The sequence below is a fragment of the Aliikangiella marina genome, assembly GCF_007004765.1.
Taxonomy (GTDB): domain Bacteria; phylum Pseudomonadota; class Gammaproteobacteria; order Enterobacterales; family Kangiellaceae; genus Aliikangiella; species Aliikangiella marina.
The window spans coordinates 40424-66813 of sequence record NZ_VIKR01000001.1 but is presented as its reverse complement, the minus strand read 5'-3'; the positions used below and the strand labels follow the sequence as shown (position 1 = coordinate 66813).

The following is a 26390-nucleotide window of genomic DNA, read 5'->3' as shown; positions in this document are numbered from 1 at the left end:
ATTGGAAATGAAAAAACGTTCAATGAATTTTGCGGGTGAAAAGCGAATGCAAACTCGGCAGTTTGCTAAACCTAACAACGTACTTGAGCTTCAGTTACCTCCACTAATGCCAACCTAGACGCGATTAAGTTTAATTTGATCTGACGAACTATTTCGCTCGCTTCACTGCCGGCTTTAACAATACGACTGGCAGTGATAGCGGCTTTAGTTTTACCTTTCAAATCTTTGAGCGACTCTGACACATGAGTGGAAACCTTCTGATTCAACGCAGTTTGAACATCAAGCAATACCTCTAGAACTAAATGAATGTTTCGTAATTTAAGATCAATCTGCGGCAACCAAATCTGTAGCATTCGACTTACAAAATATCGATGAGTCGCCGACACTTGAGTAACTTGCTTTAATCCTTCGGCAAGCCTATTAAACTTTAACCAGCCAGCCTGAGTTAATTTAACTAAAATTCCTGCCATTATTTCTTGTGACGCCAAGTCGTTATCGACCGCTTCTATAAACGCGTCTACTGCCAGCGCTCGTGAGTCCGAGTCCTTACCAACTAACCCTAAGAATAGTGTTAAATGAGCAAGCTCTGACCAAACACGATTTGGTTCGAATAAGCCGCTTAAGAACCCAAAATTAGGCTCAAAACTACTACTATCCATATCGATTCTACTGATTTGTTGTGTAACGGCCAACACGTAAAACGCATCTGGATTTGTTGGCCATAGAGTAGACAACCATTGATTAATCCATAAACATCCTAAGTCACAAGACCAGATATACTTTAGCTTTTCAGTAGCATTGAATCCGGCACTCGGTATTAATTTGCGATCAACAGTTACTTCACCAGTGAGTTTACGGCCTAAACTCGACAGAAACCCAGTTTTATTTTTTTGTATATCGGCATCAGGTTCTATAAGACTTTGCGCAAAAGCAGTCACTTTCAAGCCTGGAAATTTATAACCTCTCTCGACCTTGGTTAAAGCGTTCCACTCATAGTATGCTGGTTTAATACTATTTGGATAATTATCATTTAGCTTCAATGGCGATAAATAGCTTGACCAATCTTGATTAGGATCTAATGACCTACAAGCACTAATCCATAAATCATAATCTCTTCGATCCTTGTATTCAGGTGTCAAACTCTCGCCCAATACAAACTTGACTACTGTTTCGATATTTTCAGGTAAGTTTCTTACTAACTGAAGTGCCGTTTTTCTGCCATACGGCATCAATCTTAACATTGAGTGATTAAAGTCCATTCTATCAAACTCTGCATCATTCGCGAATGCTATATTCAAACGATTTACCCAAGTAACCGGATCGATCCATCCACCTTTATGAGTTGGAAAAGAAAGGAGTTGTTGAGGTTTTTTTGCATAGACTCTTCGCTTTATATTATTCACCTTAACTATCATCGGATCTAACGAAGGCGTCCGAGAAAAGTAGCTTGTATCTTTAGATTGATAGAACTCACCTGTCAGCCAAGTAAGTACTAAATCTGTTATTGATAAGAGTAACCCACCCCCAAAACCGAGAAGGCCTTTCATTGTCTCAAAACTCCCACCATCATTTATTCTTTTTAACAAAGGCGAAGTTTTTTTATCAAATTCTCTCGGGTATTCACCACATAGACGACTGATTCCATCAAGAATTCGCTCTACATCTTCGGGCTCATCAATAATTTCAACAGCATGTGAAAGCGCTTGAATCAGTTCATCAAACTCAGTTATCGGCTCCAATAAATCAGGCATATGAAAATGCTTATCCTTAATTATTTCAGGTTTCAACGGCTGAATATCGCCTTTTAAGTCATCTTCTAAATCAATATTTCCTAAGCCTAATGTTTCTCTCTGCAAGACGGAGAGTTCGCTTAATTGTCGACTAAGCACACTCGAATCGACTTTGTTTAACTCACTAATTGTACCTAATGTATTATTTGTTTTTCCCAAAAGAGACATTAACAACGGTTTGTTCGCATCAGCGACAAAGTCCGCTGTGATCAATAATTCAGATTTAAAATCATCTGACATTTGTTCATTATAAGTGGTTAACAATTCTATCGCTAAAGCCTGTACATCGGCATTAGGGTGGCGCAGCGCTTCCGCCATGGTAGGTAAAGCACAAGGAACTCGATCCTTTTCCTTTTTTAGGATGCGTGCAATAAGCTTTAGAGCCGTGATAGCATTTCCTTTCGCCTCGTGCGCAAATACAGCCGCGACATCAATCAAAAACTTTGTTAACTCCAAGGATTTGTCACGTTCCAGCTGACTTAACATTTTTAGCGAGAACTTTAATACATGGCCTGTTTTATGAAACAGCAACGCCATATATTCAGCTCTTCGTTGAGATCTTTCAGTTTTGGTTGGTGCTAACTGCTCATGAAATTTATGGAAACCAGATAATTGATTCTGTTTTAAATCATTACTCAACCCTTGCAGCGAAGCGTCTAGTAGTTTAGCGCGATCAATGATCCCCTTATCGGCGAGTTTAGTAAGAGCTTCGGGCCAGGTTTCATAGTTCGCCGGCGCATTGTTCGTCAACCAGCTTTCAGTATTAAATGCTTGATTTTCGACCTCAAAAAGACGCCAAATGTCGTCTATCATATCAGGCTCATTTATTAGCCGTTCGCTAATAGGCTTGTTAGGTGCTTGATCTTTTCTATGATTTATCGCCATCAAATTCCACGCGAACTGGCGAGTATACCCCTCGACCGTCGGTTTATTACAGATTCCCTCTTTCATCCAACCACGCACTAATTCAAAAGGAACATTAGCAAACTCTTGATCAAGATTAAAAGCTAACCAGTCGTCCAACCAAGCTGGTTTTCTATCTAATATGATTTGAAACGCTGCCGAGTTATCACGCCAAGAAAAAAAATCAATTGCTCTCTTCACTGTCGATAATGGACAAAAAGCCAAGACTGCGAGCTGAACGTTTGAGTAGGCTTGAGTTCCCCAATAGTTAGCAGAATGTTTTTCAATAGATCGCTTAACTAACTTAGAGGCATCGGCTTTAGCTTTTCCAGAGGTAATTTGATTTCTCAATTTATTCGTGTGTGTCGAGAGTGTTTTCCTTTCCTTTTCACTAAGTTGTGATACTGCAGAGACGAACAAATCTTCCCTGTCGTTGTTAAATATCAAAGTTTCGAGTTTCTCTGGAGTCATCATCTTATTCCTTAACTTAAATCCCTCGAGTCCTCTGTTATTTGTGCTGCTAAAATATGTTTACACGGTCCCCTGCTACCTTGATGTTTGCTGAACCAAACACAAGTGCATGTATCTTTACTTTCAGTGAGTTTAACTCGATGTAAAACCTCTTTACCAGGTACTTCATACTCTCGAAACTCAGCGCAGCTCGAAGACAAAACCGTTATCCCCCCAGCTTCGACGAGCTTACGAGCATTTTTGAGTCGAGGCTGCATTTCTTCAACTCTTTCTAATTCAAAAGGGAGCTCTCTGTGAAAGTAATACCCATTGACAACATCAAATCCAGCTAAACCGCGGCTTCCAAGAACTGACAAAGCCTTATTAATTTCAGGTACTGACAAATTAAGCTGGTTGGCAATATCCGCAGTTTGAATTTGCGCTTGCCATTTTAGCTGCGCTCTAACTTGAGCGATAACTTGCTCAGATGGTGGTTGTGCCAATTCGGAAAGCACCTGGCCCTCCCCAGAGAATCCTCGGTATACTTCAGGACTAATCATGAGAAAAAATGAGCCTACAGGGAAGCGAACTTCCCAAGCACTAGTCTCATTTGTTTCATCGGTCCAAATTCTTAATGATTTAGCTCGCAATAGCAGAGGCTCAATAATCCTAACTCGATGAGTACCGGTTATCTTTACGGCATCTGTTTGCGGTCTCTGACTAAAGCGCACGCTTCGGCCCCTACTGATAGCATAACTTGGCTGCTTTGGTACCGCCGTCTTGGGGAGACTTCTAATAAACTTTAGTCCCTCTAATGCGGTCACTTCCATTTTTGGCATTAACCTGGGTTGATACGCTTGTACTTCACTAAATCCTTTTATCCATCTCAACGGAAGTTTAACTTTTTTTTCTATTATAGATTCTTCACTTTTTGTGAGTGCCACTTCTTCTTTCCCGACAGCAAATTGAACATTCTCTGAGTCTCTTAGCCGCATCAGAGCATTTCTCATTGGCGTATTAAAATCAACGTTAGTTGTTCCTCTTCCGAGACATTCACCATCAAAAAAATTGCTTGGCAAATCGACTCTCGCATAAACACCACAACATCCACTGAATCCTTCAAGTCGCAGTAAATTCTCACTACTGGTTAATACTGGATCAAGTAGAGCAGGCCTTGGTAGAAAGAAATGAGTTCTTACAACCTCACTTAAAGTAAGCAACATATCTCCAAATATTTTTGGAGAGCGCACACGCCCTTCGAAAAAGTAAGGGTTTACCTGATTGGGACTACTCGTTGCTAGCGCGAATTGCTGAGTGGCATTTTTTGTATGTATTGCCGATGGAAAGGCATATTCGTATGTATAATCAATTGCGGTAGACACATTCCACTCCTTTGATAAACTGGGCACAATGACATTGTAAATTCACGAAATTTATTTACCCGCTAACAAGCCAAAAATCATAGAGAACAATTCTACTCAAGCAGCACTCATCAAACCTGGGTAGTAAACTGAGCTATATTCTTTATATCGGCTAGAAACTAACGAATGCCTACGATTGGTATTTTTGTTAAAATGTCGTCTCTTTTTCAAGAGTAAGCAGTCTACTTAAACAAACCTATTATGCATCAATCAAGAAACGCGTCCTACCAATGAAGAACTCTGAATACTAAGAGGGCAAAAACTCTATCGGGTAAGTTACGGTTATTTCTCGAGATTTATCTGCACTAAACTTGAAGAGTTTTATTCGTGCGACAAGGCTGCGCTCCAATCTGGGGTTATTCAGTTCGCTAGAAACAATGTTGATATCAACCACTTTGCCTTCGGGAGAAATGGTTAGCTCAATTACAACCTTGCCTTTGAGCCCAGGATTTTTACGTCTCTCTCGATTATAAATTGAATACAGTTTACTTTTATTTTGATCGAACACTAATGTAATTTCTTCTTCGGATCGATAACTACCAGACGTTTCGCTTTGATCATCTGAGTCCGCGACATCTTGCACTTTATCACTCGCTAAAAGCGACTGGCGAACGGCAAGAATTTCTTTTTGCGACAAAGAACTAGAGCCAATGGTTGCGTCGCCATAGTTATCTGAGTTAACACCGCCACTACCTTTGCCGACACCACTCGTCAAAACCGATTTATCCAAAGCAGCCACTTTGGTTGGGTCTGACTGTTTGTTCACGGATGTGGCAACCATACTGTCGATTTCTGATGTATCTATCAGATCGGCTAGCTCGCTGGTTAATGCGAGTAAACCGGTATCTTGGGCTTTCTCTCTTGCTTTCTTTTGTTCCTCAGTTAAAGGCTTATCCGATTTACGCTCCTGCTGCTTTTTTACCCGAGGCTCAGGTTTAGGTAGTGGCTTGGGCTCAGGCTTGGGGGGCGGAACGACTTTAGGCTTTTCTTTCTCTTTCTCTAAAATAAAATCTGCGATCCGCTCAGGAATGGCTTTCTGTTTTTGTCGCTCTTCGACCGGTACTTCTATCGATGAGAGTACAAAGCCAATCACTAAAGCGAAAACCAAAGAGCTTACCAGAATAATCAAGAATCGATTATCCTGCCTACCGAGAGGCCTCCAATCATACGCAAGCGTGTTATAGTCTGGATTTGCAACCATTTACTGTTTCGCTTTTTGGTTTGCCGCAAATGCGATTTTGGTATAGTTAGCCTGTCGGCAGGTTGCTAAGATTCGACTTAACACCTCGAATGGCAAATTTTCATCACCCATAATAGTTACAGCAAATCCATCAGAGGCACTGTCTTCATCGTTAGTTAACTGGGTTTTATTACTTGACTGAAATTCGAGCTCTTTCTTAAGCCCGCCAATTACTTTATCGTCGCTTGCAACGACGTCTTGAAGATTGGCGACATTGCGTCCTTGAACCAAAATATTTCGCTCGGTGACCATAATTATCAAGGTCTCTTCAGGTGCTTTTTTTGCGGTTGAATTCGGTAGACGTAAATCTTTTGTATTGGGTAACTGTTGAGAACTTGAAGAAGTCACCAACAAAAAGAAAACCAGTATGGTAAAGATATCCATCAATGACACTAAATTTAATGCCGGTTGCTTGCGGAGTTTGTTGGAGCGCTGCATTCTTTTCGCTCTAGCTGACATTTCCATTATTGCGCTTCCGTCGTATTATTTGTATCGCTACTGTTTTGAGCCGCGCCATCAGGAACTGTCTCAGATGCAGGACTATCAGTTAGAATATCTTCGGCATCACCGATAGAGATATTGGGAAATAACTCCACTGTTTGCACTTCAGTAATCTGCACCACATCAGTACTACGTACATAATCCATAATTTGGATGAGTGTTTTGTAACTGATATCCTTTTCAAACAGCAAGGTAATTGAATCCTCTGCGGGGAACCGACGCTTTATTTCTAGCAGAATATCACTGAACTTTTTCCAATTAGACTGCTCAATATCATCGCGCGCTAGCCGCTGAATTACCCCTAAATTAACATCCTGAATAACAATCTCTTCTGAACGAACAATCAATTGAAGTTGAAGCTTCACATTCTCTTGTTGCTTTGCCGCCGCGTCGAGCGCAGGAAGGTTCAGTTCCAAAACGGTTAGCCGAGAAAATACCGCTGTGACTAGTAAAAAGGGTACTAGTATCACCATCAAATTCATAAAAGCCGTAATGTTTAGCTCTTTGGCTTCTTGAATGTAATTTCTGCGCACAAACTTCATAATTGCCTGCTAATCTTCATCCAAGCCCATTAAGTTGAGACACTTAACAGTGGCCATTTCTAAGCTGCTAACTATTTTCGCCGTTCGCGTCGACAGGTAAGAGTGCGTTAATAATAATGGTATTGCGACAATTAAGCCGAATGCGGTGGTATTCATTGCGACCGAAATACTCGCTGAGAGTAAATTTGCTTTATCTGCGGGATCAGCACTTGCTACCGCGGTGAATGCTTGGATAAGCCCTACTATCGTTCCGAGTAGACCAAGCAAGGTTGCAATGTTAGCGAATGTCGCTAGATAATGAGTTCGTTCCTCCAGCGCCGGCAATGACTCCATCATGCCCTCTTCCATCGCCAATTCGACGGTTTTGCGTTTCACATTTGGTTTCTGTCTGGCAAAGCCATAATTCAAGATAACCGCTAAGGGTGTCTTATTATTTTGGGTCAGCGTTTTTGCTCGCTCGTAATCACTCGCCTTTAACATGGGCGTTAATTGCGACCACATTTTCTGGGTTTGACTATGTGTTCTCAATAAAAACAAAAACCTTTCAATGGTGATTGCTAAACCTAACGCAAAAATAATCAGGATTGGGTACATAAATGGCCCACCTGACTGAAATATTTTCGCTATTTCCATAATTAGTAAAACCTCTTTGGGTAGTTATCTCATTCTTATTTAGTAATGACTATTTTTGCGAATTATAAGCTTTGTCGATCTCTTTTAATAGCTCACTTCTTAATTTTCTATACTCGAAAAAGGACAAGCGATTAAAGTAATAATCCTTTGATAACTTTTCCACTTGGGCGAGCAAATCAGGTCTATTCATGGGGATCACTTTAATTCTCTTAATACACGAAAGCCGGTATATGAGTCGGCTTCACCATTATGTGTTACAGCGGTAGAAATATTACACTTTTCCATTGAGATATTATATGAACCGCCAATTGCGGTTAATTTTCTACCTTTGTCATACACCCACTCACTGGCATTCCCGACATAATTGACTAACCCCCAACCATTTTGTCGTCCTAAATCAGTGCGAACCAGCGAATCACCTTTAGTAATGCCACGTGTATTAAGACGACAATTTCGATTGGGATCGAGAGCAACTCGCTTGCTCTTAGCGGCATACAACCATTCATTTTTAGTGGGCAAGCGGTATTTTTTACCGGTTTTTACACTCAGCCAGGTTAAGTAACTATTCACTTTGCTAAGGTTAATATTGGTTGCGGGCATTTCTGGATTGGTAGTCGTTTCCTCTGGACAGCTTTTAGAGTCTTTACAGAATAAGTTCAGGTCTGCCACCGAGACTTCATATTTACCAATCGCAAACGCTTTAATTCCTCGTTGCGCAGGGATAACAACCAGATCCGGTCCGTTGCCTAGATTCGCAATCGGATCTTTACAGGTCGCTCTTTTTCCTCTCGCACCAAGGCCAGCTAACGATTTATCACAAGGGTCTCGAGGTATAATTTCAACAGCGGCGATAACTTTGTTGCGATTAAATAGGCGCAATGATCCCTTCTTTAATTCAGTCGCTCTTTCAGGTTGCGTCTTGCCGATCTGACCAATACAACTGGCTAGCGAACTGACTAAATTCGCTTCCGCCTTTTTATATCGATTCATATCAACCGAGCGTAACTTTTCTACAGCGGTTGTTAAATTACGCATCGTTAAACTCGTCGAAGTACATTGAAGCTGCTCTTCGACATTACTAAGGGCAAGATTAAATTCTCTAAGCTTCTTAGCGGCCGCTTCTTTTTCTTTTTGACGCGCCGCGTTTTCAGCAGCGAATTTGGCTTCATTGGCTTTACGTATCTTTTCTTGTTCTGCAGCCAGCGCTGCTTTACGCTGCTCTTCTGCTAACATTTCTTTTTGCTGAGCAAGTAACTCATCTAGTTGCTTTCGTTCAGCATCAAGCTCCGCAGTATCTTGAACGTATCGATAGGCATTAGTGATCAATGATTCCGCTTGTTCAAAAGACTTATCTGTTAAGCTTGTACGAATTTTTTCGAGATAACTTGCGTATATCGTTTGTCGCGTCGAGAGCTGCCATGCTTTGTTGCCCTCAACAAATTGGATAAACTCTTGATTAGTACTCGAGGCTAACCAAGTATCACTACTTCCTAATAGCTGACTAACACCATCAAACTCAGTCCACAAATCGGTTTCCCAAGATTCGGTGAAAGACTGGGTGACTAGAAGCTCCTCGAGAGCATCTCGATAATTTTCAATTCGCAAGGTATATTCAAGTTCATTTCTTATTTCAGACTCATCGGCAATTTGCGCTTGCTCCCTAAAAAACTGAAAGTAGACCACAAATAAAACGACTAAAGTGAAAAGCATCATCATTGGAATTTTATAGGAAGATTTATCTTCACTCATTAATTCAAGGAATTCCTCAGCTGACGCTAATCGATCTTCTCGCTTAAAAGACAATGATTTCTCAATTGCCTTCCACAAGCGGCGAGAAATACCGTTAATTTTTTTCGGTTTGAGCTTTTGCCTATGAGCTTCATCAGCAGGAATTTTGTTGAATGGATGCGTCCCTGTAAAGAGTTCATAGGCGACACATCCCAGCGCATAAATATCATCACGCACGTCAGGCTCTAAACCATCGAGCATTTCTAAGCTCGCATATGCGGGAGTCAAAGCGCCAAGATCACCCGCATCAAAGATAGTTTTGTCATCTAAGTTCTCTTCATAGTGCTCTGCCTTAGCAACAGCGCGCGCGATTCCAAAATCAAATATTTTGGTAACCCCTTTATCGGTAACAAATATATTTCCCGGCTTAAAGTCAGAGTGGATTATTTTTTGCTCATGCGCATAGATAAGCGCCTGACACAAATCTCGTAAAATATTAATCGAGTCATCAGATGGCAAACCGGTGGATTTATATTGACGAATCAATTGATCAAGTGGTTTTCCCTCTAGATACTCCATTGTCATGAATACCTGACTTTTGTCTTTATCAAAGTCATGGACATTCACGATGTTTGGATGAGCGATTCTTTGGGTCTTTCTTGATTCTCGCTGAAGTGCGACAAATGCTTCTGGATGTTCTTTAAATTCTTCTGTTAAAACTTTGATGGCAACATAAGGATCTTTATCACCCGCCTCAACTTTTACTAAGTCTTTGGCTTTATAAACTACCCCCATCCCACCGGCACCGAGTACTTTTTCCAATATAAACCGTTTTTTAAGAAGATTTCCTTGTCGTGGGCTGGCGTCTTCTTGTTCGGAGTCACTTGCACGCCGGTTACGTGTCGCATTAGCGGACGGTTCGTCGGCTTTCGCTGGTTCATGTCGAGCAGCACTTGATTTAGAACCTCGCCGCTCGCTCGGCCTGAATTGTGTCGCATCGGGGTCCGACGGTTTATTGGGCGCTATGCGCGTTTTATCATCCGATAAATCCTGACTGTTCGAGTCGTCTTGCGTCATTGATTGATCGTGTATATCGGATGAACCTTGGGCGTCCGAAAGACTTTGCCTTGACTTGCCCGGTGCGAACCGAGTTTTATCATCCGCTCCACCTTGAACTTTAGGATTTTTCGCTATTCGAGTCTTATCGTCTCGAATTTGATTGGAATTTTCCGTGTTGGATAACTGAGAGTCACGCTTTTTCTCCGAAGGTGCTATGCGAGTCTTATCCGCTGACTCATCCGCAGAAACAGCCGAATCGACCACAGGCTTATTTTTATCTTGATCAGAATTTTTCACTTTAACAACATCTTTTAAAACAACTGCGAACTGTCAAACACAAATTCTCTAGTCACTGATTTCTCAAAGCCACCTTTAATGACAATTGCAGATACATTATCAGGCGCACCATTATCTAAAGCATTTTCAATTAAATGACGAACCCTATCTTCCAAGAAAGGCTCCGTTAAATGCAGCGCGATTTCTTCATTCGTCAACATGTTATATAAACCATCACTGCACAACAAAAAAGTATCTTTAACTTGTACATCAAATGCTTGAACGTCAACGACGAAGTCATCATCTACGCCAACCGCCCGGGTAATGACATTCGATTCTGCGTGGTTTTGAGCCTCTTCTGGTTTAAGTACCCCTTGTTGAACAAGTTCTTCTACTCGACTATGATCACGAGTTAATTGTTCTAACACCCCTTTCCTATATCGATAGAGTCGAGAATCTCCCACCCAAAAACATATCCCAACTTTACCCACGATAATCATGGCAACAACCGTACTGCCGATAACTTTATTATCTAAAACGGTCTGAGAATACTGTAGGATTTGTTGGTTTACTGTGAGCAGTGCATCTTCAATTTCGTCAACGACTTTATCAAGAGCACCTTCACAAGACACTCTCTCCAGCACTTCCTTTATCATTCGGCTTGCGACATCACCGACCGCGTGGCCTCCCATTCCATCAGCAACCGCCCAGAGGTTTACCTCGGGTCGAGACAATATCGAATCTTCATTTGCTTGCCGCACCATGCCAACATTGGTATCGGCAGCGCTCTCCCATTTTACTTTTCGGCGGATCGTTGAGTCACTCATAAACGCTGTTTTTCTTCCTGTAACACTTTCACTTCTCGAATCATAAAAAATCGTTCATTAATATCTAGCCAACTCACCACAGGCTTGCCACTCAAATAGAATTGAATAAATCCTTTTAATTATGATTCGCTACCACTTGATTCAAGTGGGTTTAACTCAAAGGGTTTAGGCCATTGCCAGTGACTCCATTGCCCATCGAGCATCGCCGCAACATTGCCAATTTTTGGTAACCCTTGCAAAACCGTTAAACAAGGCTCCACTAACTCGGAACCCGGCGTAGTCCACACACTATAGCTCGCTAACGAGCTAGCTAAAAAGCTATCTAACATATGTGGAAATGCGATTGCTGGCGATTGCTCTTCAAACTCTAAATTAATCACGGCACTCGATTGGCCGAGCGTTTCCCGCTTAAAATAATTAGCATCATAATTGAGTGCAACTTGCTCAACGCTTGTCATTAACTCATCAACATCTAACTCAGCATCTAATGCTTGGAACATCAGTTCTTCAATGCTCGTAAACCAATCATTTTGGAGTAACATAAATTCTAATAAGCTAACACTTGCTGGAACTTGAGTCAGAACAGAAATCGGAAAATATCGACCGACTTTGTCTACGCTCGGCATAAACATTCCAAGCCACGCATTTTCGTCAAGAATCCCCTCAGATAATCCATATCGCCACACAGGACTGGTTAAATAAATATTCAACCAGTCATCTCTTAGTTGCTCTTGAGAGCCTGCTACAAATCGTTGCAGCCACTCATCCCAACTTTGCATGCAGTTGCTGGGCAAATTCCGATATACGAAGTCTCCATGCAATGGTAACTTGCCAAAAACACCGGTGACTAAATTACTCACTTAAATTGACTCCGGACAATTAAATGCACCGAGTAAATTTTTGCTAAACGGATTGTTAACGCTTTTCGCTTTAATCTGATAAGTGATGTAGTGGGATATTTTCATACTTCGACCACTATCACCCTTGAGCTCTTGGTCAACGGAAAACTTTGCGCTGTACACTTTCGCCGTATTCGTTGCTTTAAGCTCGGCGCTATCTTGTAATCTAAACCAAGCCCAAGGGCCATCATAAACCTTGGTATGGAAGTCACCATTGAGGTCTTCGAAGACCAATCTTACTCGGTTGTTCTCATTGTCGCCGGACCATGTCAAGGTTTTCCAAAATTTTGGACCATGACTATAGCTCATGCGCTCCTGCCCTAACTCTAAAGTAAACCGAGCATCTTGCTTATTCATCACATCAGGCTTCATTTGGAATGAAATACTCGGAGACTCAGGGTTGAGCTTAAAGAATACATCTCTAATCATACGTGCACGTCTTAGTTGAGCAAGTACTTCTTTAGAGATACTCATATGACGACCCGCAACTGCTTTATTTTGCCAGGTGCGCGTGTTAACAAACGGAGCGATGAGTTCTTGAGTAAACTTATCGATGGTGCCGTTAGGTTTAAAAAACTCAGCAAAATCTAATACCGCTAATTCCGATCGCGCACTACGCCTTAAAGGATAACCATTGGCGAGTCCTTTGGAAAAGCTACTGTATACTTGATTTTGCCATTCATTATTTAAATGTTGTCGGCCAGAGTTTAATACCACCTTCCAACTTTGATCGGCTAGTGTTTCTAACCATTCTTTGACAGGTTCAGGAACTTTTTTCGCATAAGCCTCAAGTGCTGTAATCGCGTTAACGGTGTTGTTCTTATAACGTGCCTTACTGATTTCAAAAGCCTGTTTTGATGGATCTGGAGCGACCAAAATTGAATCGATAAAATCGTGCAGCTGCTGAATATTTTGAACAATCTGATAGACCGGGGCAGCCCTTTGTTGAGAATCACGCGTTAGTAGATTTAGCGTCTTAAACTGTTTGTCTACAACGGTATCAAACTTAGAGCCAATACTTGACGCAACCATTCCTGCAGCATTACTTGCTTTCCCCGCAACTTTTGATTTACCCGCTAACTGCGAACCGGGAATATTGTCAGGGATTGGTGTTAACTCTGTATTTTCTTTAGTCACTTGTAAAATCGCAAGCAACGGAGAATAAACCGGATCAGTCATGCTTGCCAAAATTTCTGCAGCGTGTCGCATGTTGTCAAAATCATCAATTTTTAGTGATTTAAAGACATCTTTCCACACCTGCATATACTCAGCTAGATAGTGCTCTTTAACTTGCTGACTGATTTCTTCAAAGTCTTCTTCGATAAAGTCAACTTTCTCTTTATCTGAATCCGTTAACACCCAGCGATCACTCATGACATCTTTAATCACATCAGAGTCAGTTGAGAAGTCGATACTATTGTATCCGTCAATGGTAAACATCCAAGGAATATTTAAAGCAGCGCTAACGGTGGGGTTTATCTTGTAACTATCACGCACCGATTCGCCGAACATGTTGAGTAGATCGACTTCTTGAGTGTAATCTGGATTAGTTCTAATCCGCGAATAAATTCGCTGTGAAACCGGAACTCTCAAAAGCACTTTACGAGTTGAAGACACTAATCGTTCATTTAATTTTGCTGGCTCTAGCTCTAATGCTAAAAGATTAGAAATGTGCTTAAAAATTTGTTGGCGTTTTGAAGCTTCGCCTTGTAAGTTTTCGTCAAGACTTTCTTTAAACCACTTTAAAACAATATCCTTATCCATTTTGTCGAGTTTATTAAACATTAAATAAACTCTAAATGTATTGTAAAGATCACCTCCGCGATGGCCCTGTTTTAGATACGCACTTAAGTAATCAAGCAATCGTGGTTGAAGAACACTTTGCAGTTTAGCGTGATAAGCCTTGTCAGCAGCAACATCAACTTCATCATCATAAAGTCCCATCCCAGAAAGCCAAGGATGCTCTTCTTTGTCATACACTAGACTCGCATTGAGTAAAGTATTTAGTACGGGCAAAGTAGCGCGCAAATCTTTGCTGATTCTATTGAGGCGTTTGTTTTCGGCGTTAAATTCGGCAACATTCTGCTCAACTTCAGCCATATAAATTTCATGTTGGGTTAAACTGCCGGTCCAGACAAACAACAGCCCAGCTAAAACAGCCGCCATACTGGCGTAACCCGCTTTACGTGCCCAATACAACATTTTTTCGTAGCGTTGATTGGAGCCCACTAATTCAGATTCAGGAAAAATAACTTGTTTAAATAAGTTACCTATAAAATAACTTTTACCTTGTTGATGAGGCATATGCGCGACATCACGTGAGAAGCCGAAACTAGACGCTACCGACGTCATTAATTTATCGATCGGCGTGCCATCCTGGGTCCCACTGGTAAAATAAATACCTCTTAAGTGCGGCTGATTCTGATAGCGGTTCTTAACAAAAGTTTGGCGAATAAAGCCGCAAACAATCGACTTTAAATTTTCCATCTGCAACGGAAAACCTTGAATAACGCCGCGTCGATTGATATCTCTTTCTTGATGAACACGCCATAAAACGCGGTCATACAGTCGCTGCACCAAAGCATCATACTCTTCTTCGAAGAACTCAAAATCGGGGTTCTCAGAAGGTTTCGACTGTCTCGGTAGAGAAATCCCCCAAACCTGCTCGCGCTCTTGAATGCTTAAATCTTCGAAAAATTCAGAAAAACCCGATACTAAATCAGTCTTAGTAAACATCAGATAAATCGGGAACCTTATTTCAAGTTTTTCCATTAATTCATCAATTCGAGTACGTATAGTTTTGGCATTAACAATTCGTTCTTCTTCCGATTGAATTAACAAATCTTGTAGACTAATTGCGATGATCGCACCGTTGATTGGGCGTCGCTTACGGTTGCGCTTTAATAAGTTGAGAAAGCCTTCCCATCCAGTACTATCAATGACTCGATGACTATCTTGAGTGGTATACCTCCCAGCGGTATCAACTAACACGGCATCATCGGTAAACCACCAATCACAATTACGAGTACCACCAACGCCTTGCAGAGCATTTTTTCCAAACTGTTTTGCTAAGGGAAAATCAAGCGATGAGTTAACCAATGCAGTCGTTTTACCCGAGCCTGGTGGTCCAATAATGATATACCAAGGAAGTTCATAAAGCGCTTTGTTAGAATCGCCAGAATTAAATTTGGTCTTTTTTAACGTTGCTAATGCTTGACTAAACCGCTCACTAATTTGCTCAACTTCTTTGCTACTTTGCTCGTTAGCACCACTGTCAACTTGCTGTTGATTTTTCTCAAGCTCTTCAACAAACTCATCATTATTCTTTTTGTTCTGGAGCTGAATTCTCAGGTTATTCAACCCCCAAATAACGACAACTATGATGATAGCGATCAACCGACCAACTAAACTACTCAAGGGGGCGGTATTATCTTCTCCAAACTTAATGCTTGGTCCAACAAACCAAATTAATACGCACAGAGCAATAAGCCCAAAAATCGATATTACAATTTTATTCTTAAAAAAATTGATAATTTTTTTCATGATTAATTCGTTTATTAATTAGTATCTAATTGTTTTAACAGACGTCTCTTAACTCCTGGACGTGTGCAACTTGGCTCTTATATAACTGAGCAACCCATGAAGAGCGATGGGTATTACAGAGCTTATGGTTTTGGTTCTTTTTCTTTTTTATCAGCTTCGACTATTTCATTTAATTGCGAAACTACTGGAGCCGAGGCATCGTAAAGCCAATAGCGAAATCCCGAATAACTCACCACCAAAATCGCTGCGACGACGCTCGCAACCACCCACATGGGTAAATATTGAGTGAGACTGCTTCTCGACTTTCCTAGCCCTTGCCATTTTAACGATAGCGTTCTGTCGTATTCGCCGCGATGCCTGCGAATGATAGAGAAAAGTTCGTCACGCAACTGCTCTAACGCGTCTCTGCCTCGATTCGCAAACCGATAGCGGCCTTCAAACCCTAAGCTTAACAGGATGTAGATCAGTTCGAGCATATCTAAATTTTCTGAGGGTGTTTGGCGCATGCGGTCTAAAATTTGAAAAAACTTTTCACCACCTGACGTTTCATTGTGAAAAACACTTAACAATGTTTTTTGTGGCCATTGACTTTCCGCTCCCCAAGGCGTGTTCAATATCATCTCGTCGAGAGCAGAACACAACAAATATCGGCCAGCCAAACAAATCTCTGACTTAATGCCAATTTCCTGAACACGCTTCTGAAAAGCATTGATTTCATTAATTAACCGTTGATGAAGCCCTGCAATATCCGGGTGAGTTGCGGTATTGCGAGTTTTTTCAATAACAGCAATTAAGGTTGAAGCCGCATTTACGAGAGGATTCAAACCATTAGAGTGCCTAAAATAACTAGGCTCTACATCTGTCCTTGGCGCAGGTTCATAACTTGATGGTTGCGGTGGTGCCGGACGGGCTTCGCGCTGTCCACCACCTCTGCGACCCGGTGTCGGGCGTAAAATCGTACTGTCAGGATTATTCGCAGCCCGGGGTCGGAAAACCGTTTTATCGTTATCAGAACTCATATCAAATCGAGCCTCTTTTCAATTAATATTTACTGGCACATATTTATAAATGGCACAGGTTCTAAGCGATTTACTGCCTTATCGCCCAGAATTCCAATTCAAGTCCAGGGAAGTCACCGCCGATATGAAGCGCAATACCCCCCGATGTTTTTAACTCATTCCAAAACTCACTATGTTTTTCTAATTCAAAATAATGGTATCCGGAGCGGAACGGAATTTCGCGCGGTGAAACTGGCAATGGCTTTAACGCGATTCCGGGCATAGCCGCATTAACCAGCTGGCGAATTCGCTCTACGGAAGCGATCTTAATATGTGCAGGGAGATGGGTTCTTAAATGGTCATCCGCTAAGTCGGCTCGTGCAGCTAATACAAATACCGCTGAATCTATCAAACTGCGGTCAGTAATTTGCGCGACTCGAATACCATATTTCTTTTCAACCAACTCTAGGCCAATTGCAGTTTGTTCGTATACCATACTCAAGCATTGACGCAAGCTGGCCATAACTGGTGTAAATGTACTTTCCAGGTCATGATGCAAATAAGTGGGCAAACTCGGTGCTCGTTTGTTTTTTGCGAAAAATGTCGACAGCTCACCGAGCATTTGAGCGACTTCTCGATATAAGTCCAGTGGGTGTAAGCAATCGATGTTGAGTAAATGATTAGTCAGCGGCTCTAACCGATTGATTAATTGGAGTAACATATAGTCGGCAATTTCAGCCGTTCCTCCTCGTCTTGTGTCGGCAAGTCTTCCGGCGATCGCTTCGGCGCGATGATGCAACAAACCATTAAGTTCAGAGAGAAAGTTCTTCAGCTTTATCGAGGCATTGCAATCGATACAAGTGGGAATAAATTGATCATCGAGTAAAATATTTTTATCTTCGCGCGTTTCTGCGACACGTAAAACCCCAATACAAGCATATCCGCTGAGATCATCTTCATCCGTTAGGATTCGAATTCGCAATTTTCCAATATTGAGTTTTAAATTGTCACTGCCTTCAACAGTAACATCTCTTACTGGTTGCTCTGCCATGTAGTAGCGAGCAAGCCCTTGTGAAGTAGCCTCAGGTAATACATCAACCGCTCCGGCGCGTCTCACGGGAATCGCTAAGTAAATTGTACGGTTGTGAACAGACTCAGGTAATTCAAGCACCGGCGGTGCATTGTCAATCTCTGGAAAGTCAAAAGGCGTGCCATCAGGGAACACGCCTTTCGATTTAACGATGGAGATTTTACCGAGTTTTAAAAGTTGTTTATCAACCTCTAAACTATGAACTCCCCAACCATAAGCGCCAAATGCCGAACATTTACCGTCAATATAACGTTCAAAATATCGCTCTTGTTGCTGGAAATGCTGGGGGTTTAAAAACATCCCTTCTCCCCAAACGACCTTACTATCTAGTGACATATTGTTTACCTAATCAATTATTCTTATCAGTTGCGTATCGCGAAAGCTTCAGCTTATTCCTTGAGGCTAATAGTGTTGCCGCTAATACTGATTAGAACTTCGTCCTCAAAAATATTATTGACTTTAACCGGCACGACTAAACGATATTTGGAGTCGGCATAGTCGTAAAATTCTGCAAATAAACCGATATATTGTGTTTCGGGGTTGAGAACGAAAGTTTGCTCTCTTTTTTCACCCGGAGTGAGTCTTTTAAGCTCTTGTTTGGCGATCAAGTCAGGTCCCAAAACTTCTTTATCTCTCTCATACAAATCAATAAATTCCGCTTTCTCAAAAACACTATTTGACTTGAGCTCATAGAATCGCACAAACAGTGGCGATGGCGTTTTAGTGTCGTCTGGATTTACGTCGGCTTGTACATCAAAGGTTAACAAAACGTCGGTATCGAGGTTTAACGTTTTACCAACAGTTTGACAACCAGACAGCATTATACTGACGGATAAAATGACTACTAAGCTAACGATTTTATTGTTGAGTGTTATCATGTTCACAAGGTCCCTAAATTGTAGTTAATTTTTCGTCTTTCTCGCCATTGACAACTTCTGGAGTTGCTCTTCATAAGCCATCGAAAACTCATCCCCAAATACATATTGAAATGATTTGTCTAAATCTTCAAACAACTCAGCATAATATTCGCTGTAAGCATCCCAGTATTTAGCTTTTTCATTGAGTGGGATTAGGCTTCGTTTTTGTTGTTTTTCGAACCTAGCTTCTAAAACAGCCGGTTCAAATCGTTCTACAATACTTTTAAAAGCGGATCGAATTCCCGCTAAAATTGCGACTTGGTGGTCAGCAATACTTTCAAAACTCTCTTGCGCTGACTCCAATGGTTTTTTGTATGAATTGCCCTCTCTCAAAAACATATTTTCGAGCGCATCATCTACATTGGCCGAAAACTTGAGCGGGTTATTTTCAACCGGCTGGATGGTGGTCATATTCATTCTGAAGGTGTTTTTAATATTATTTCGTGATGCTAAAGTTTGCATCATTCCTTCTACAACCAAACGAATAAATTTGCCGGATACTTCATTTATTTCAGCGATTTTATCATTGTCTAGATTCTTCTCTGCAAAACCAAAACCATCAACGATGCTGCTGTCGACTCCGGAGGACGAACGTTTTTTCAGCGCTTGTGCGTGTTTTTTTAACTTTGCGTTTTCCGCTTTTAACTTTTTGTAGGCTTGCTCAAGCGCTTTACGACGCGCTTCGGACTCAGAGACGCTAATCGCTTCAGCGTCAGAAGAGACTGTAGCCGGCGTTTCGGCAGCCAGGGGTTCCGCCGTCGGCTTTGCATCGGCCGGTTGTGGCGGCACAGAAACAGGAGCTGCAGGCACAGGTTCTACAGGTGTAGGTTCTGCAGGAATAGGCACTGGAGATTGAGCCACATTAGGCACTGGAGCCACCGGCGCAGGGTCTTCGAGAAGATCATCGTCCCAATCTTCCGGAATTAAGCCATGAGACGGTTCTGGGCTCGGAAAGGATACTGCTTGCCCAGTCGCCGCTGCATTATCAGAATAACTACTCGCAAAAGTTTCCGGCGTCGGTTCACTGGTAAGCGAGTCTCTCGATTTGTCGAGTGCGGCCAGAGGATCAGTTTCCTCCAGCTCAGTGTTAAACGGTAAATCAGTCGAAGGTTGAGACGATCCAAACGACGCCGCAAACGGATCGGCAGCAATGGGCGCAGGCTCTGCCGCTGCCGGCATTGGTGGCGCGCCAAAAGGATCGTCAATATCAATATTGCTCGGCGGTGCGCTTGAAAAACCGAGATTTGGATCAGCCGCGCTAGCGGCGGCAGCGGTGATGTTGACTTGGAATTTATAGTCACTGAGCTCAAAAAGGTCGCCATCTTTTAGTTGGACTTTGTTCCCTTTTCCGAGCGGTTCACCGGAGTTATTCACATAGGTGCCATTGGTACTGGTATCTATGAGGTAGTAATTGCCGTTTTCAAAAACAATTTGGCTGTGGCAACCGGATAAAAAACGTTCAGGGTCGCTCAGTACCCAAGTGTTATCTTGTCCACGACCCAGGGTTCCGCCTTGATCGCTAAAAGTCATACTTGATTGAGCTAGCTCGACTCCTTCTGGATACTCTAAAATAGAGACTACAATCGACATTACCGCATAATCCTTGTGTTTTTAAAATGAAGCATATATTCCTTTCATCGCGTTTAACTCTATGTTTTGCATAGAACTCGCTGTGTTGTTGATTACTTTTTACCCTCTAGTAATTATTGTCTGCTCACTTTAACGCTTGGGTTTAAATAGCGTTAACTGTGGGAATATAACCCATTGAGTTTTTCGATCCAAACGACATCATTGTTTTTGGAAGAGAAAACAGGCCTTTCAGCGTCAGAATGTGAACTATTTATAAACCAGAAGTTTAAATGACTAAATCGATAAGCTGCTAGAAAATACTTTTAAAATTATTAATTAAATCGCAATTAAAGATTTACTGTACAATTAACACCCAAACGATAAAGATAAATAACTACCTAAGGTTTTGATTATTAAGGTTACAGTCTAGAGTTTACCAATTTGTGAAGCCCTCATAGAAAAATACCAAATCCCGTTAAACTCTGCATCTTCTTTTTATTTTATAAACTGAGTCTAAATAAACCAATAATTTAACCAAATGATGAGTTTGGGTTATGCTGCCAACCCAAAAACATTATCTCAATTAGCAATACTTTCATTAGTTTACTGAAAACTCATTGTCATTATTCACAAACCAAACAGCTCGTTTTGTAATAAGTGGTTCAGAGCGAGATAAAACAATTGAGCGCTAAAACTCAACATTATGTATTAGCACATGTCTTAGTACTAAACCATAGACACCTAATCAGATTGATAAACCGGTTTTATACCTGACTATTAAGTTTCAAAGCTTCCCAAAATAAGTTCTAGCACCAATCTATTACCTATTATCTGTTGTCTGCAACCTGTTCACTTCACGATTGAACAGCCGAAGAATCGCTTTGAAATCAAATTATTGACTAAAAAACGGACTCTTTAAACGAGAAAATGAGACTCAGTCAAGCAAAACCAACTATGCTGTAAATAATCTTATGTATATATTGGGTAAGAATGCATAAATAGGTTTAAAATGAGATATTCGAATTATTCTTGTAATGCCTAATTGACTTACCGGCTAATTTCGGCAAAATGAGCCTATCGCTACGTTAATGTGTTTTACTTTAAACAACTTAAACACTTATAAAATGCAGGGTCATTATAAAAAAGACTGTTATAAAAATTGTTAGCGATATGCGCACTTAATTCCTATTTCTGAGGTTTACAATAATAATCACGCACTTGAAAGTATAAAGCAGTGATAAAATAAGGGACTAAATACCAATGGCTTCACCGGCAGTATTCGATATAGACGCATTACTTGCTCCCATTTCAGAAGAGCAACCGACAGGCACAGATATTCGCGAAAACGCATCCGCAGACTCGCCTTATTATAAAATTAAAGATGCTCGAAATTCGGCACGCGCACATGAACGAAGCAGCATGTTCGAATTCAGTAAAGAAGCCAATGATTGCTGGAGAACCGTATTAGAAGTCGCGCCGAAAATATTAAAAAAAGATGCAAAAGATTTAGAAATTACCAGTTGGTATATCGAAGCTTTGATTCGGCTGAAAGGTTTCGGTGGACTACGTGATGGATTTAACTTACTGCAACAATTAATCGAGCAGTATTGGGAAAATATTTACCCATTACCAGATGAAGACGGTATCGAGACAACAGTCGCACCGCTTTCTGGTTTGAATGGTCAAGGCTCAGAAGGCGTGCTTATCGCGCCAATTCGAAGGGTACCAATTACCGATGCAGATGACCCCGGTCCCTTTGGATTTTGGCAGTATCATCAAGCACTAGATGTCCAAAAAATTGTTGATGAAAATGAAAGGGAGTCAAAGGTTCAGTCCAATGGCTTTGGAATAGAAGATATAGAAAAGGCTGTCGCTCAATCAAGTCAAGAGTTTTTTATCAACCAGCGCGACGACCTTGAAGAAGCGATCAACACTTACCGTGAAGTAGGTAAAAAACTTGATGAGCTGTGTGGAGCGCAAGAAGCGCCATCAGTAAACAACATAATTAATACCCTGCAACAATGTTTAGGGGCAGTTAAACATCTTGGACAAGATAAGTTCCCAGTCGAGTTAGAGGAAACAACTGCTGAAGAAGGCGGCGAATCAGAGGGAGATTCCTCAGCCAGCACTCCAGTGCAACAACCACAAGGTGTCGCGGGACCAATTCAATCAAGAGAGCATGCTTTCAAGCAGCTTAAAGTTATTTCAGAATATTTTTTAAAGACAGAACCGCACTCCCCAATATCATACACCTTAGATAAAGTCATTAAATGGGGTGACATGTCTTTAACCGAACTTATTAGCGAACTTATTCCAGATGGTAGCTCGCGCCAACATTACTCACATTTAACTGGCGTAAAGAGTCAAGACGATTAATTTTTAACTATGCAAAAACAGAGGAAAAACAATGGCTGAAAGTATTCATGATAAATTAAAACGAGTGCGCAAACCGCGAGTCCATATCACCTATGATGTTGAGACAAATGGTGCCGTTTCAGAGAAGGAAATTCCATTTGTTATGGGTGTCATGGGAGATTACTCTGGTGACAATACCGAAAACAAAAAGCCGCTTAAGGATAGAAAATTTTCTCAAATCGATCGTGACAATTTTAACGAAGTAATGGATAAAATTGAACCTGGCGTCAATATGAAAGTCGAGAACACGCTGGAAGGCGATGGCAGTGAACTTTCCGTTGATCTTAAGTTCAATAATATGGAAGACTTCGAACCACAAAAAGTTGTTGAGAACGTCGAACCACTGAAAAAGTTAATGGAAACACGTAATAAATTGCGTGATCTCTTAACTAAAGCAGATCGTTCAGATGAACTCGAAAGCGTTCTTGAAGAAGTATTAAGTAATACTGATGCATTAGCTTCATTAAGTGAAGAGTTAGGCGTTGGTAAAGACTCAGAAGATAAGGGTGATGAATAATGGCAAATTCCGAAGAACAAGTTGAAGGCCAAGAAGCGGCCGAAGCACAAGAAGCGAGTTTTCTTGAGCAAGCGATCGGTGCAACCAAGCAAACTGAGCGTGATGAAACACAAGAGTTGTTAAAAAATCTTACGCAGCAAGCAATGGAAGGCACAGTTAAATGGGATAAAAACCTCACTGTGACTATCAATGCTGCAATCAAAGCGATTGATCAAACATTATCAAAACAAGTCGCTGCGATTATGCAAGATGAAAAATTCCAAAAGCTTGAGGGCTCTTGGCGAGGACTTCATCACTTGGTGCATAATTCTGAAACCGGTACTGGTCTTAAGATTCGCATGATGAATATCACCAAAAAAGAGCTTTCCAAAGACCTTGCTAAAGCTGTTGAGTTCGACCAAAGCCAAACTTTCAAAAAAATCTACGAAAGCGAATTTGGCATTGCTGGTGGTGAGCCTTACGCGGCTCTAATTGGTGATTACGAGTTTTCTGCTCACCCGGATGACATTGATATGTTATCCAATATGTCTAATATCGCGGCAGCGGGCTTTTGTCCCTTTATATCCGCAGCAGCACCACAAATGTTCGGTTTTGATGGTTTTACGGAGCTTTCTAAACCACGCGACCTAGAAAAAATATTCGATTCTGCCGAATACATTAAATGGCGCAGCTTCAGAGAGAGTGAAGACTCTCGGTTCGTCTCTCTAACTATGCCGCGCGTTTTAGCGCGTTTACCTTATGGTTCGTCTACCAAGCCGGTTGAAGCTTTTAATTATGAAGAAGCTAACTTAACTGATAAGGGCGAGCACCTAGAAGGTACTCATGACTCTTATTGCTGGATGAATGCGGCATATACTATGGGTACCACTCTTACCAAAGCATTTGCAGAGTACGGCTGGTGCACTAGTATTCGCGGCGCAGAAGGTGGTGGTAAGGTTGAAGGTTTACCTAGCCATGTTTTTGTCAGTGATGATGGTGATATGGATCAAAAGTGTCCGACAGAAGTCGGAATTACTGATCGCCGTGAAGCTGAATTAAGTAAATTAGGCTTCTTACCATTATGTCATTATAAAAATACCGATTACGCGGTATTTTTCGGTGGACAAACTACACAGAAACCCCAATCATTTGATGACCCAGACGCGTCAGCAAACGCGGAAATTTCGGCTCGCCTACCCTACATTATGGCCACCTCGCGAATAGCCCACTTCTTAAAAGTGATGGCGAGAGATAAAATTGGCTCTTTTATGGAAGTAGACGATGCTGAGCGTTGGCTAAACGATTGGGTTCAGAAGTATGTCAACGGAACACCCGGCGCCAGCCCCGAGATGAAAGCGCGTTATCCGCTTGCTGATGCTCGAGTGGAAGTTAAAGAAGTCCCAGGCCAACCCGGTGTTTATAATGCAGTCGCTTATTTACGCCCTTGGTTACAAATGGAAGAGTTGACAGCTTCCTTAAGACTTGTAGCTAACATTCCGTCAGCAGGATAAGCATTAGAGGGAGGGCTTTGCCCTCCCTTTTCAATCAAATTATGGATTAATTTGTGCAATCAATGTCTTCTTCTTCACAATCAACGGGAAAACCGTCGCAGTCAAAAATTGATATTGATAGTCTATATCTTCGATCGCCTTATATTACTAACCTTGAAAGCTTCCTAACCGAGACTAACGATAAGAATTCACTAATTTACTGGCTAAGCGAGTATGTCAATAAAGAAAGAATAAAGCACTCTCGTGATATCATTTTTGCAATTCAAGAATCGATTTCTACGATTGATGAATTAATCAATGAGCAACTCAATCTCATTATTCATCATCGACGATTTCAACAATTGGAAGCTTCATGGCGCGGCTTAAAGTATTTGGTCAAGCAGTCTGCAGACTCTAAAAATGTCAAAATTAAACTCCTTGATATTAAGTGGAGTGAAGTGGTCAAGGATATGTCACGCGCCATAGAATTTGACCAAAGCCAACTGTTTGACAAAATTTACAGCGAAGAATACGGAACCCCGGGTGGCGAGCCATACGGCGTTATTCTCGGTGATTATGAAATTAGCCATCGCCCTTCTGCTCGTCACCCACACGATGATATTACAACATTGCAATCAATTTCTGAGGTGGCTGCCGCTGCGTTTTCACCTTTTATTGCATCAGCTTCTTGCGAATTATTCGGTCTCGATGATTTTGCCGCACTAAGACCACCACTAAATCTTGAGACCATTTTTGGCCAAAAAGAATACATCCAATGGCGATCATTTCGCGACAAAGTCGACTCAAGGTTTATCGGGTTAACAATGCCGAGGATGATGATGCGCCTGCCTTATCGAACCAAGCCAGGTAGCTACAAAGGATTGTATTTCTATGAAAAATCAGCAACACCGAACAATGAGAATTATTTATGGGGAAACGCCTGTTATGCCTTTGGCGGCATTCTAATTCGGGAGTTTAACAATGTTGGTTAGTTTGGTCATATTCGTGGAGTTCCGAGAAATCATGTAGGTGGAGGCCTAGTTTCCGAGTTAACCGCCGATTATTTTAAAACAGATGCCGAAGGGCTTATTCACAAGCCCTTTGCTGAAATCGTGATAACAGATTCTTATGAAAGAGAATTAAGCGATTTAGGTTTCATGCCACTCTGCCAGTGTTATGATACACCCTATGCATCTTTTTTTAGTAATCAATCGGTACAAAAACCAAAATCACTTGCGACAATGGAAGCGAATGTTAACGCAAAGTTGTCAGCTATGTTGCAACATATGTTATGTGCGTCTCGATTTGCACACTATATTAAATTGATTATACGGGACAAGGTCGGCTCGTTTTTAAGCGCGGATGACTGTGAGTTTTTTTTAACTAATTGGATTAACAAATATACAACCGGAAATCAGGGAATGGACTGGGAAGAGCAAGCAAGGTACCCGCTCAATGAAGCTGCCGTGAGAGTGAAAGAACACCCTGAGAAACCAGGACAATATTTTTGCTCAATTTATTTACGACCGCATTATCAACTCGATCAAATGATTTCTGAACTTGAATTAGTCACGGAACTCACCCAGAAAACATAGCATATAAA

The 26390-nt window shown here is 41.4% G+C and carries 18 protein-coding genes and 1 pseudogene; 5 read left to right on the top strand and 14 right to left on the bottom strand.

Annotation, left to right across the window (positions count from 1 at the left end; all coding sequences use genetic code 11):
* Positions 1-71: 71 nt before the first annotated feature.
* The 14 genes from FLL45_RS00220 to tagH form a co-directional block, all read right to left on the bottom strand.
* The gene (locus FLL45_RS00220) at positions 72-3164 is read right to left on the bottom strand and encodes a DUF6493 family protein (protein ID WP_185964269.1); all 3093 of its coding nucleotides are present in this window, start codon (positions 3162-3164) and stop codon (positions 72-74) included.
* Positions 3165-3175: 11 nt separating this feature from the next.
* Entirely contained in the window at positions 3176-4525 is a 1350-nt protein-coding gene (locus FLL45_RS00215; protein WP_142887788.1) for an SWIM zinc finger family protein, read from the bottom strand.
* Positions 4526-4811: 286 nt separating this feature from the next.
* Positions 4812-5765 carry an AgmX/PglI C-terminal domain-containing protein gene (locus tag FLL45_RS00210; protein ID WP_142887787.1) on the bottom strand — a complete coding sequence of 318 codons (954 nt, stop codon included), beginning with the start codon at positions 5763-5765 and terminating at the stop codon, positions 4812-4814.
* On the bottom strand, positions 5766-6269 hold the full coding sequence (locus FLL45_RS00205) for an ExbD/TolR family protein (RefSeq protein WP_142887786.1): 504 nt from the start codon (positions 6267-6269) through the stop codon (positions 5766-5768).
* On the bottom strand, positions 6269-6847 hold the full coding sequence (locus tag FLL45_RS00200) for an ExbD/TolR family protein (RefSeq protein ID WP_142887785.1): 579 nt from the start codon (positions 6845-6847) through the stop codon (positions 6269-6271). The genes FLL45_RS00205 and FLL45_RS00200 overlap by 1 nt, the downstream gene beginning before the upstream one ends.
* Positions 6848-6856: 9 nt before the next feature.
* Complete coding sequence (locus FLL45_RS00195; protein WP_142887784.1) at positions 6857-7480, bottom strand: MotA/TolQ/ExbB proton channel family protein; 624 nt, start codon at positions 7478-7480, stop codon at positions 6857-6859.
* A 195-nt stretch (positions 7481-7675) separates the two neighbouring features.
* Positions 7676-10564 (bottom strand): protein kinase domain-containing protein, encoded by a 2889-nt coding sequence (locus tag FLL45_RS00190; protein ID WP_142887783.1) that lies wholly within the window; start codon positions 10562-10564, stop codon positions 7676-7678.
* Positions 10565-10578: 14 nt separating this feature from the next.
* Entirely contained in the window at positions 10579-11370 is a 792-nt protein-coding gene (locus tag FLL45_RS00185) for a PP2C family protein-serine/threonine phosphatase (protein ID WP_142887782.1), read from the bottom strand.
* A 119-nt stretch (positions 11371-11489) separates the two neighbouring features.
* Positions 11490-12230 (bottom strand): type VI secretion system-associated protein TagF, encoded by a 741-nt coding sequence (gene tagF / locus FLL45_RS00180; RefSeq protein ID WP_142887781.1) that lies wholly within the window; start codon positions 12228-12230, stop codon positions 11490-11492.
* Positions 12231-15812, bottom strand: coding sequence for a type VI secretion system membrane subunit TssM (tssM, locus tag FLL45_RS00175; RefSeq protein ID WP_142887780.1), 3582 nt, complete (start codon positions 15810-15812; stop codon positions 12231-12233).
* Positions 15813-15934: 122 nt separating this feature from the next.
* Positions 15935-16831 (bottom strand): type IVB secretion system protein IcmH/DotU, encoded by an 897-nt coding sequence (icmH, locus tag FLL45_RS00170; protein ID WP_142887779.1) that lies wholly within the window; start codon positions 16829-16831, stop codon positions 15935-15937.
* A 70-nt stretch (positions 16832-16901) separates the two neighbouring features.
* The gene (tssK, locus tag FLL45_RS00165; RefSeq protein WP_142887778.1) at positions 16902-18236 is read right to left on the bottom strand and encodes a type VI secretion system baseplate subunit TssK; all 1335 of its coding nucleotides are present in this window, start codon (positions 18234-18236) and stop codon (positions 16902-16904) included.
* Positions 18237-18289: 53 nt separating this feature from the next.
* Positions 18290-18778, bottom strand: a complete 489-nt coding sequence (gene tssJ / locus FLL45_RS00160; protein ID WP_142887777.1) for a type VI secretion system lipoprotein TssJ — start codon at positions 18776-18778, stop codon at positions 18290-18292.
* 24 nt (positions 18779-18802) lie between these two features.
* Positions 18803-20407 carry a type VI secretion system-associated FHA domain protein TagH gene (tagH, locus tag FLL45_RS00155; protein ID WP_142887776.1) on the bottom strand — a complete coding sequence of 535 codons (1605 nt, stop codon included), beginning with the start codon at positions 20405-20407 and terminating at the stop codon, positions 18803-18805.
* Between the two features lie 1239 nt (positions 20408-21646).
* Between tagH and tssA the strand changes: the two genes are divergently transcribed.
* The 5 genes and pseudogenes from tssA (at position 21647) to FLL45_RS22940 (ending at position 26382) form a co-directional block, all read left to right on the top strand.
* Positions 21647-22762, top strand: a complete 1116-nt coding sequence (gene tssA, locus FLL45_RS00150) for a type VI secretion system protein TssA (RefSeq protein ID WP_142887775.1) — start codon at positions 21647-21649, stop codon at positions 22760-22762.
* A 31-nt stretch (positions 22763-22793) separates the two neighbouring features.
* Positions 22794-23318, top strand: a complete 525-nt coding sequence (gene tssB, locus FLL45_RS00145; RefSeq protein ID WP_142887774.1) for a type VI secretion system contractile sheath small subunit — start codon at positions 22794-22796, stop codon at positions 23316-23318.
* A complete protein-coding gene (gene tssC, locus FLL45_RS00140) occupies positions 23318-24808 on the top strand; it encodes a type VI secretion system contractile sheath large subunit (protein WP_142887773.1) in 1491 nt (496 codons plus the stop codon). Before tssB ends, tssC (FLL45_RS00140) begins: the two co-directional genes overlap by 1 nt.
* Before the next feature lie 62 nt (positions 24809-24870).
* Positions 24871-25995, top strand: a pseudogene (gene tssC / locus FLL45_RS22875) (type VI secretion system contractile sheath large subunit); the annotation flags it as partial.
* 33 nt (positions 25996-26028) lie between these two features.
* Positions 26029-26382: a hypothetical protein gene (locus FLL45_RS22940; RefSeq protein ID WP_281282188.1), complete on the top strand. Its 354-nt coding sequence runs from the start codon at positions 26029-26031 to the stop codon at positions 26380-26382.
* Positions 26383-26390 lie beyond the last annotated feature (8 nt).

What these genes read in the sequence shown, in the direction of transcription:
- FLL45_RS00220 (WP_185964269.1), bottom strand. Translation starts at nt 3,164, where the DNA reads ATGACTCCAGAGAAACTCGAAACTTTGATATTTAACAACGACAGGGAA.
- FLL45_RS00210 (WP_142887787.1), bottom strand. Translation starts at nt 5,765, where the DNA reads ATGGTTGCAAATCCAGACTATAACACGCTTGCGTATGATTGGAGGCCT.
- FLL45_RS00205 (WP_142887786.1), bottom strand. Translation starts at nt 6,269, where the DNA reads ATGGAAATGTCAGCTAGAGCGAAAAGAATGCAGCGCTCCAACAAACTC.
- FLL45_RS00200 (WP_142887785.1), bottom strand. Translation starts at nt 6,847, where the DNA reads ATGAAGTTTGTGCGCAGAAATTACATTCAAGAAGCCAAAGAGCTAAAC.
- FLL45_RS00195 (WP_142887784.1), bottom strand. Translation starts at nt 7,480, where the DNA reads ATGGAAATAGCGAAAATATTTCAGTCAGGTGGGCCATTTATGTACCCA.
- FLL45_RS00185 (WP_142887782.1), bottom strand. Translation starts at nt 11,370, where the DNA reads ATGAGTGACTCAACGATCCGCCGAAAAGTAAAATGGGAGAGCGCTGCC.
- tssM (WP_142887780.1), bottom strand. Translation starts at nt 15,812, where the DNA reads ATGAAAAAAATTATCAATTTTTTTAAGAATAAAATTGTAATATCGATT.
- icmH (WP_142887779.1), bottom strand. Translation starts at nt 16,831, where the DNA reads ATGAGTTCTGATAACGATAAAACGGTTTTCCGACCCCGGGCTGCGAAT.
- tssK (WP_142887778.1), bottom strand. Translation starts at nt 18,236, where the DNA reads ATGTCACTAGATAGTAAGGTCGTTTGGGGAGAAGGGATGTTTTTAAAC.
- tssJ (WP_142887777.1), bottom strand. Translation starts at nt 18,778, where the DNA reads ATGATAACACTCAACAATAAAATCGTTAGCTTAGTAGTCATTTTATCC.
- tagH (WP_142887776.1), bottom strand. Translation starts at nt 20,407, where the DNA reads ATGTCGATTGTAGTCTCTATTTTAGAGTATCCAGAAGGAGTCGAGCTA.
- tssA (WP_142887775.1), top strand. Translation starts at nt 21,647, where the DNA reads ATGGCTTCACCGGCAGTATTCGATATAGACGCATTACTTGCTCCCATT.
- tssB (WP_142887774.1), top strand. Translation starts at nt 22,794, where the DNA reads ATGGCTGAAAGTATTCATGATAAATTAAAACGAGTGCGCAAACCGCGA.
- tssC (WP_142887773.1), top strand. Translation starts at nt 23,318, where the DNA reads ATGGCAAATTCCGAAGAACAAGTTGAAGGCCAAGAAGCGGCCGAAGCA.
- FLL45_RS22940 (WP_281282188.1), top strand. Translation starts at nt 26,029, where the DNA reads ATGGAAGCGAATGTTAACGCAAAGTTGTCAGCTATGTTGCAACATATG.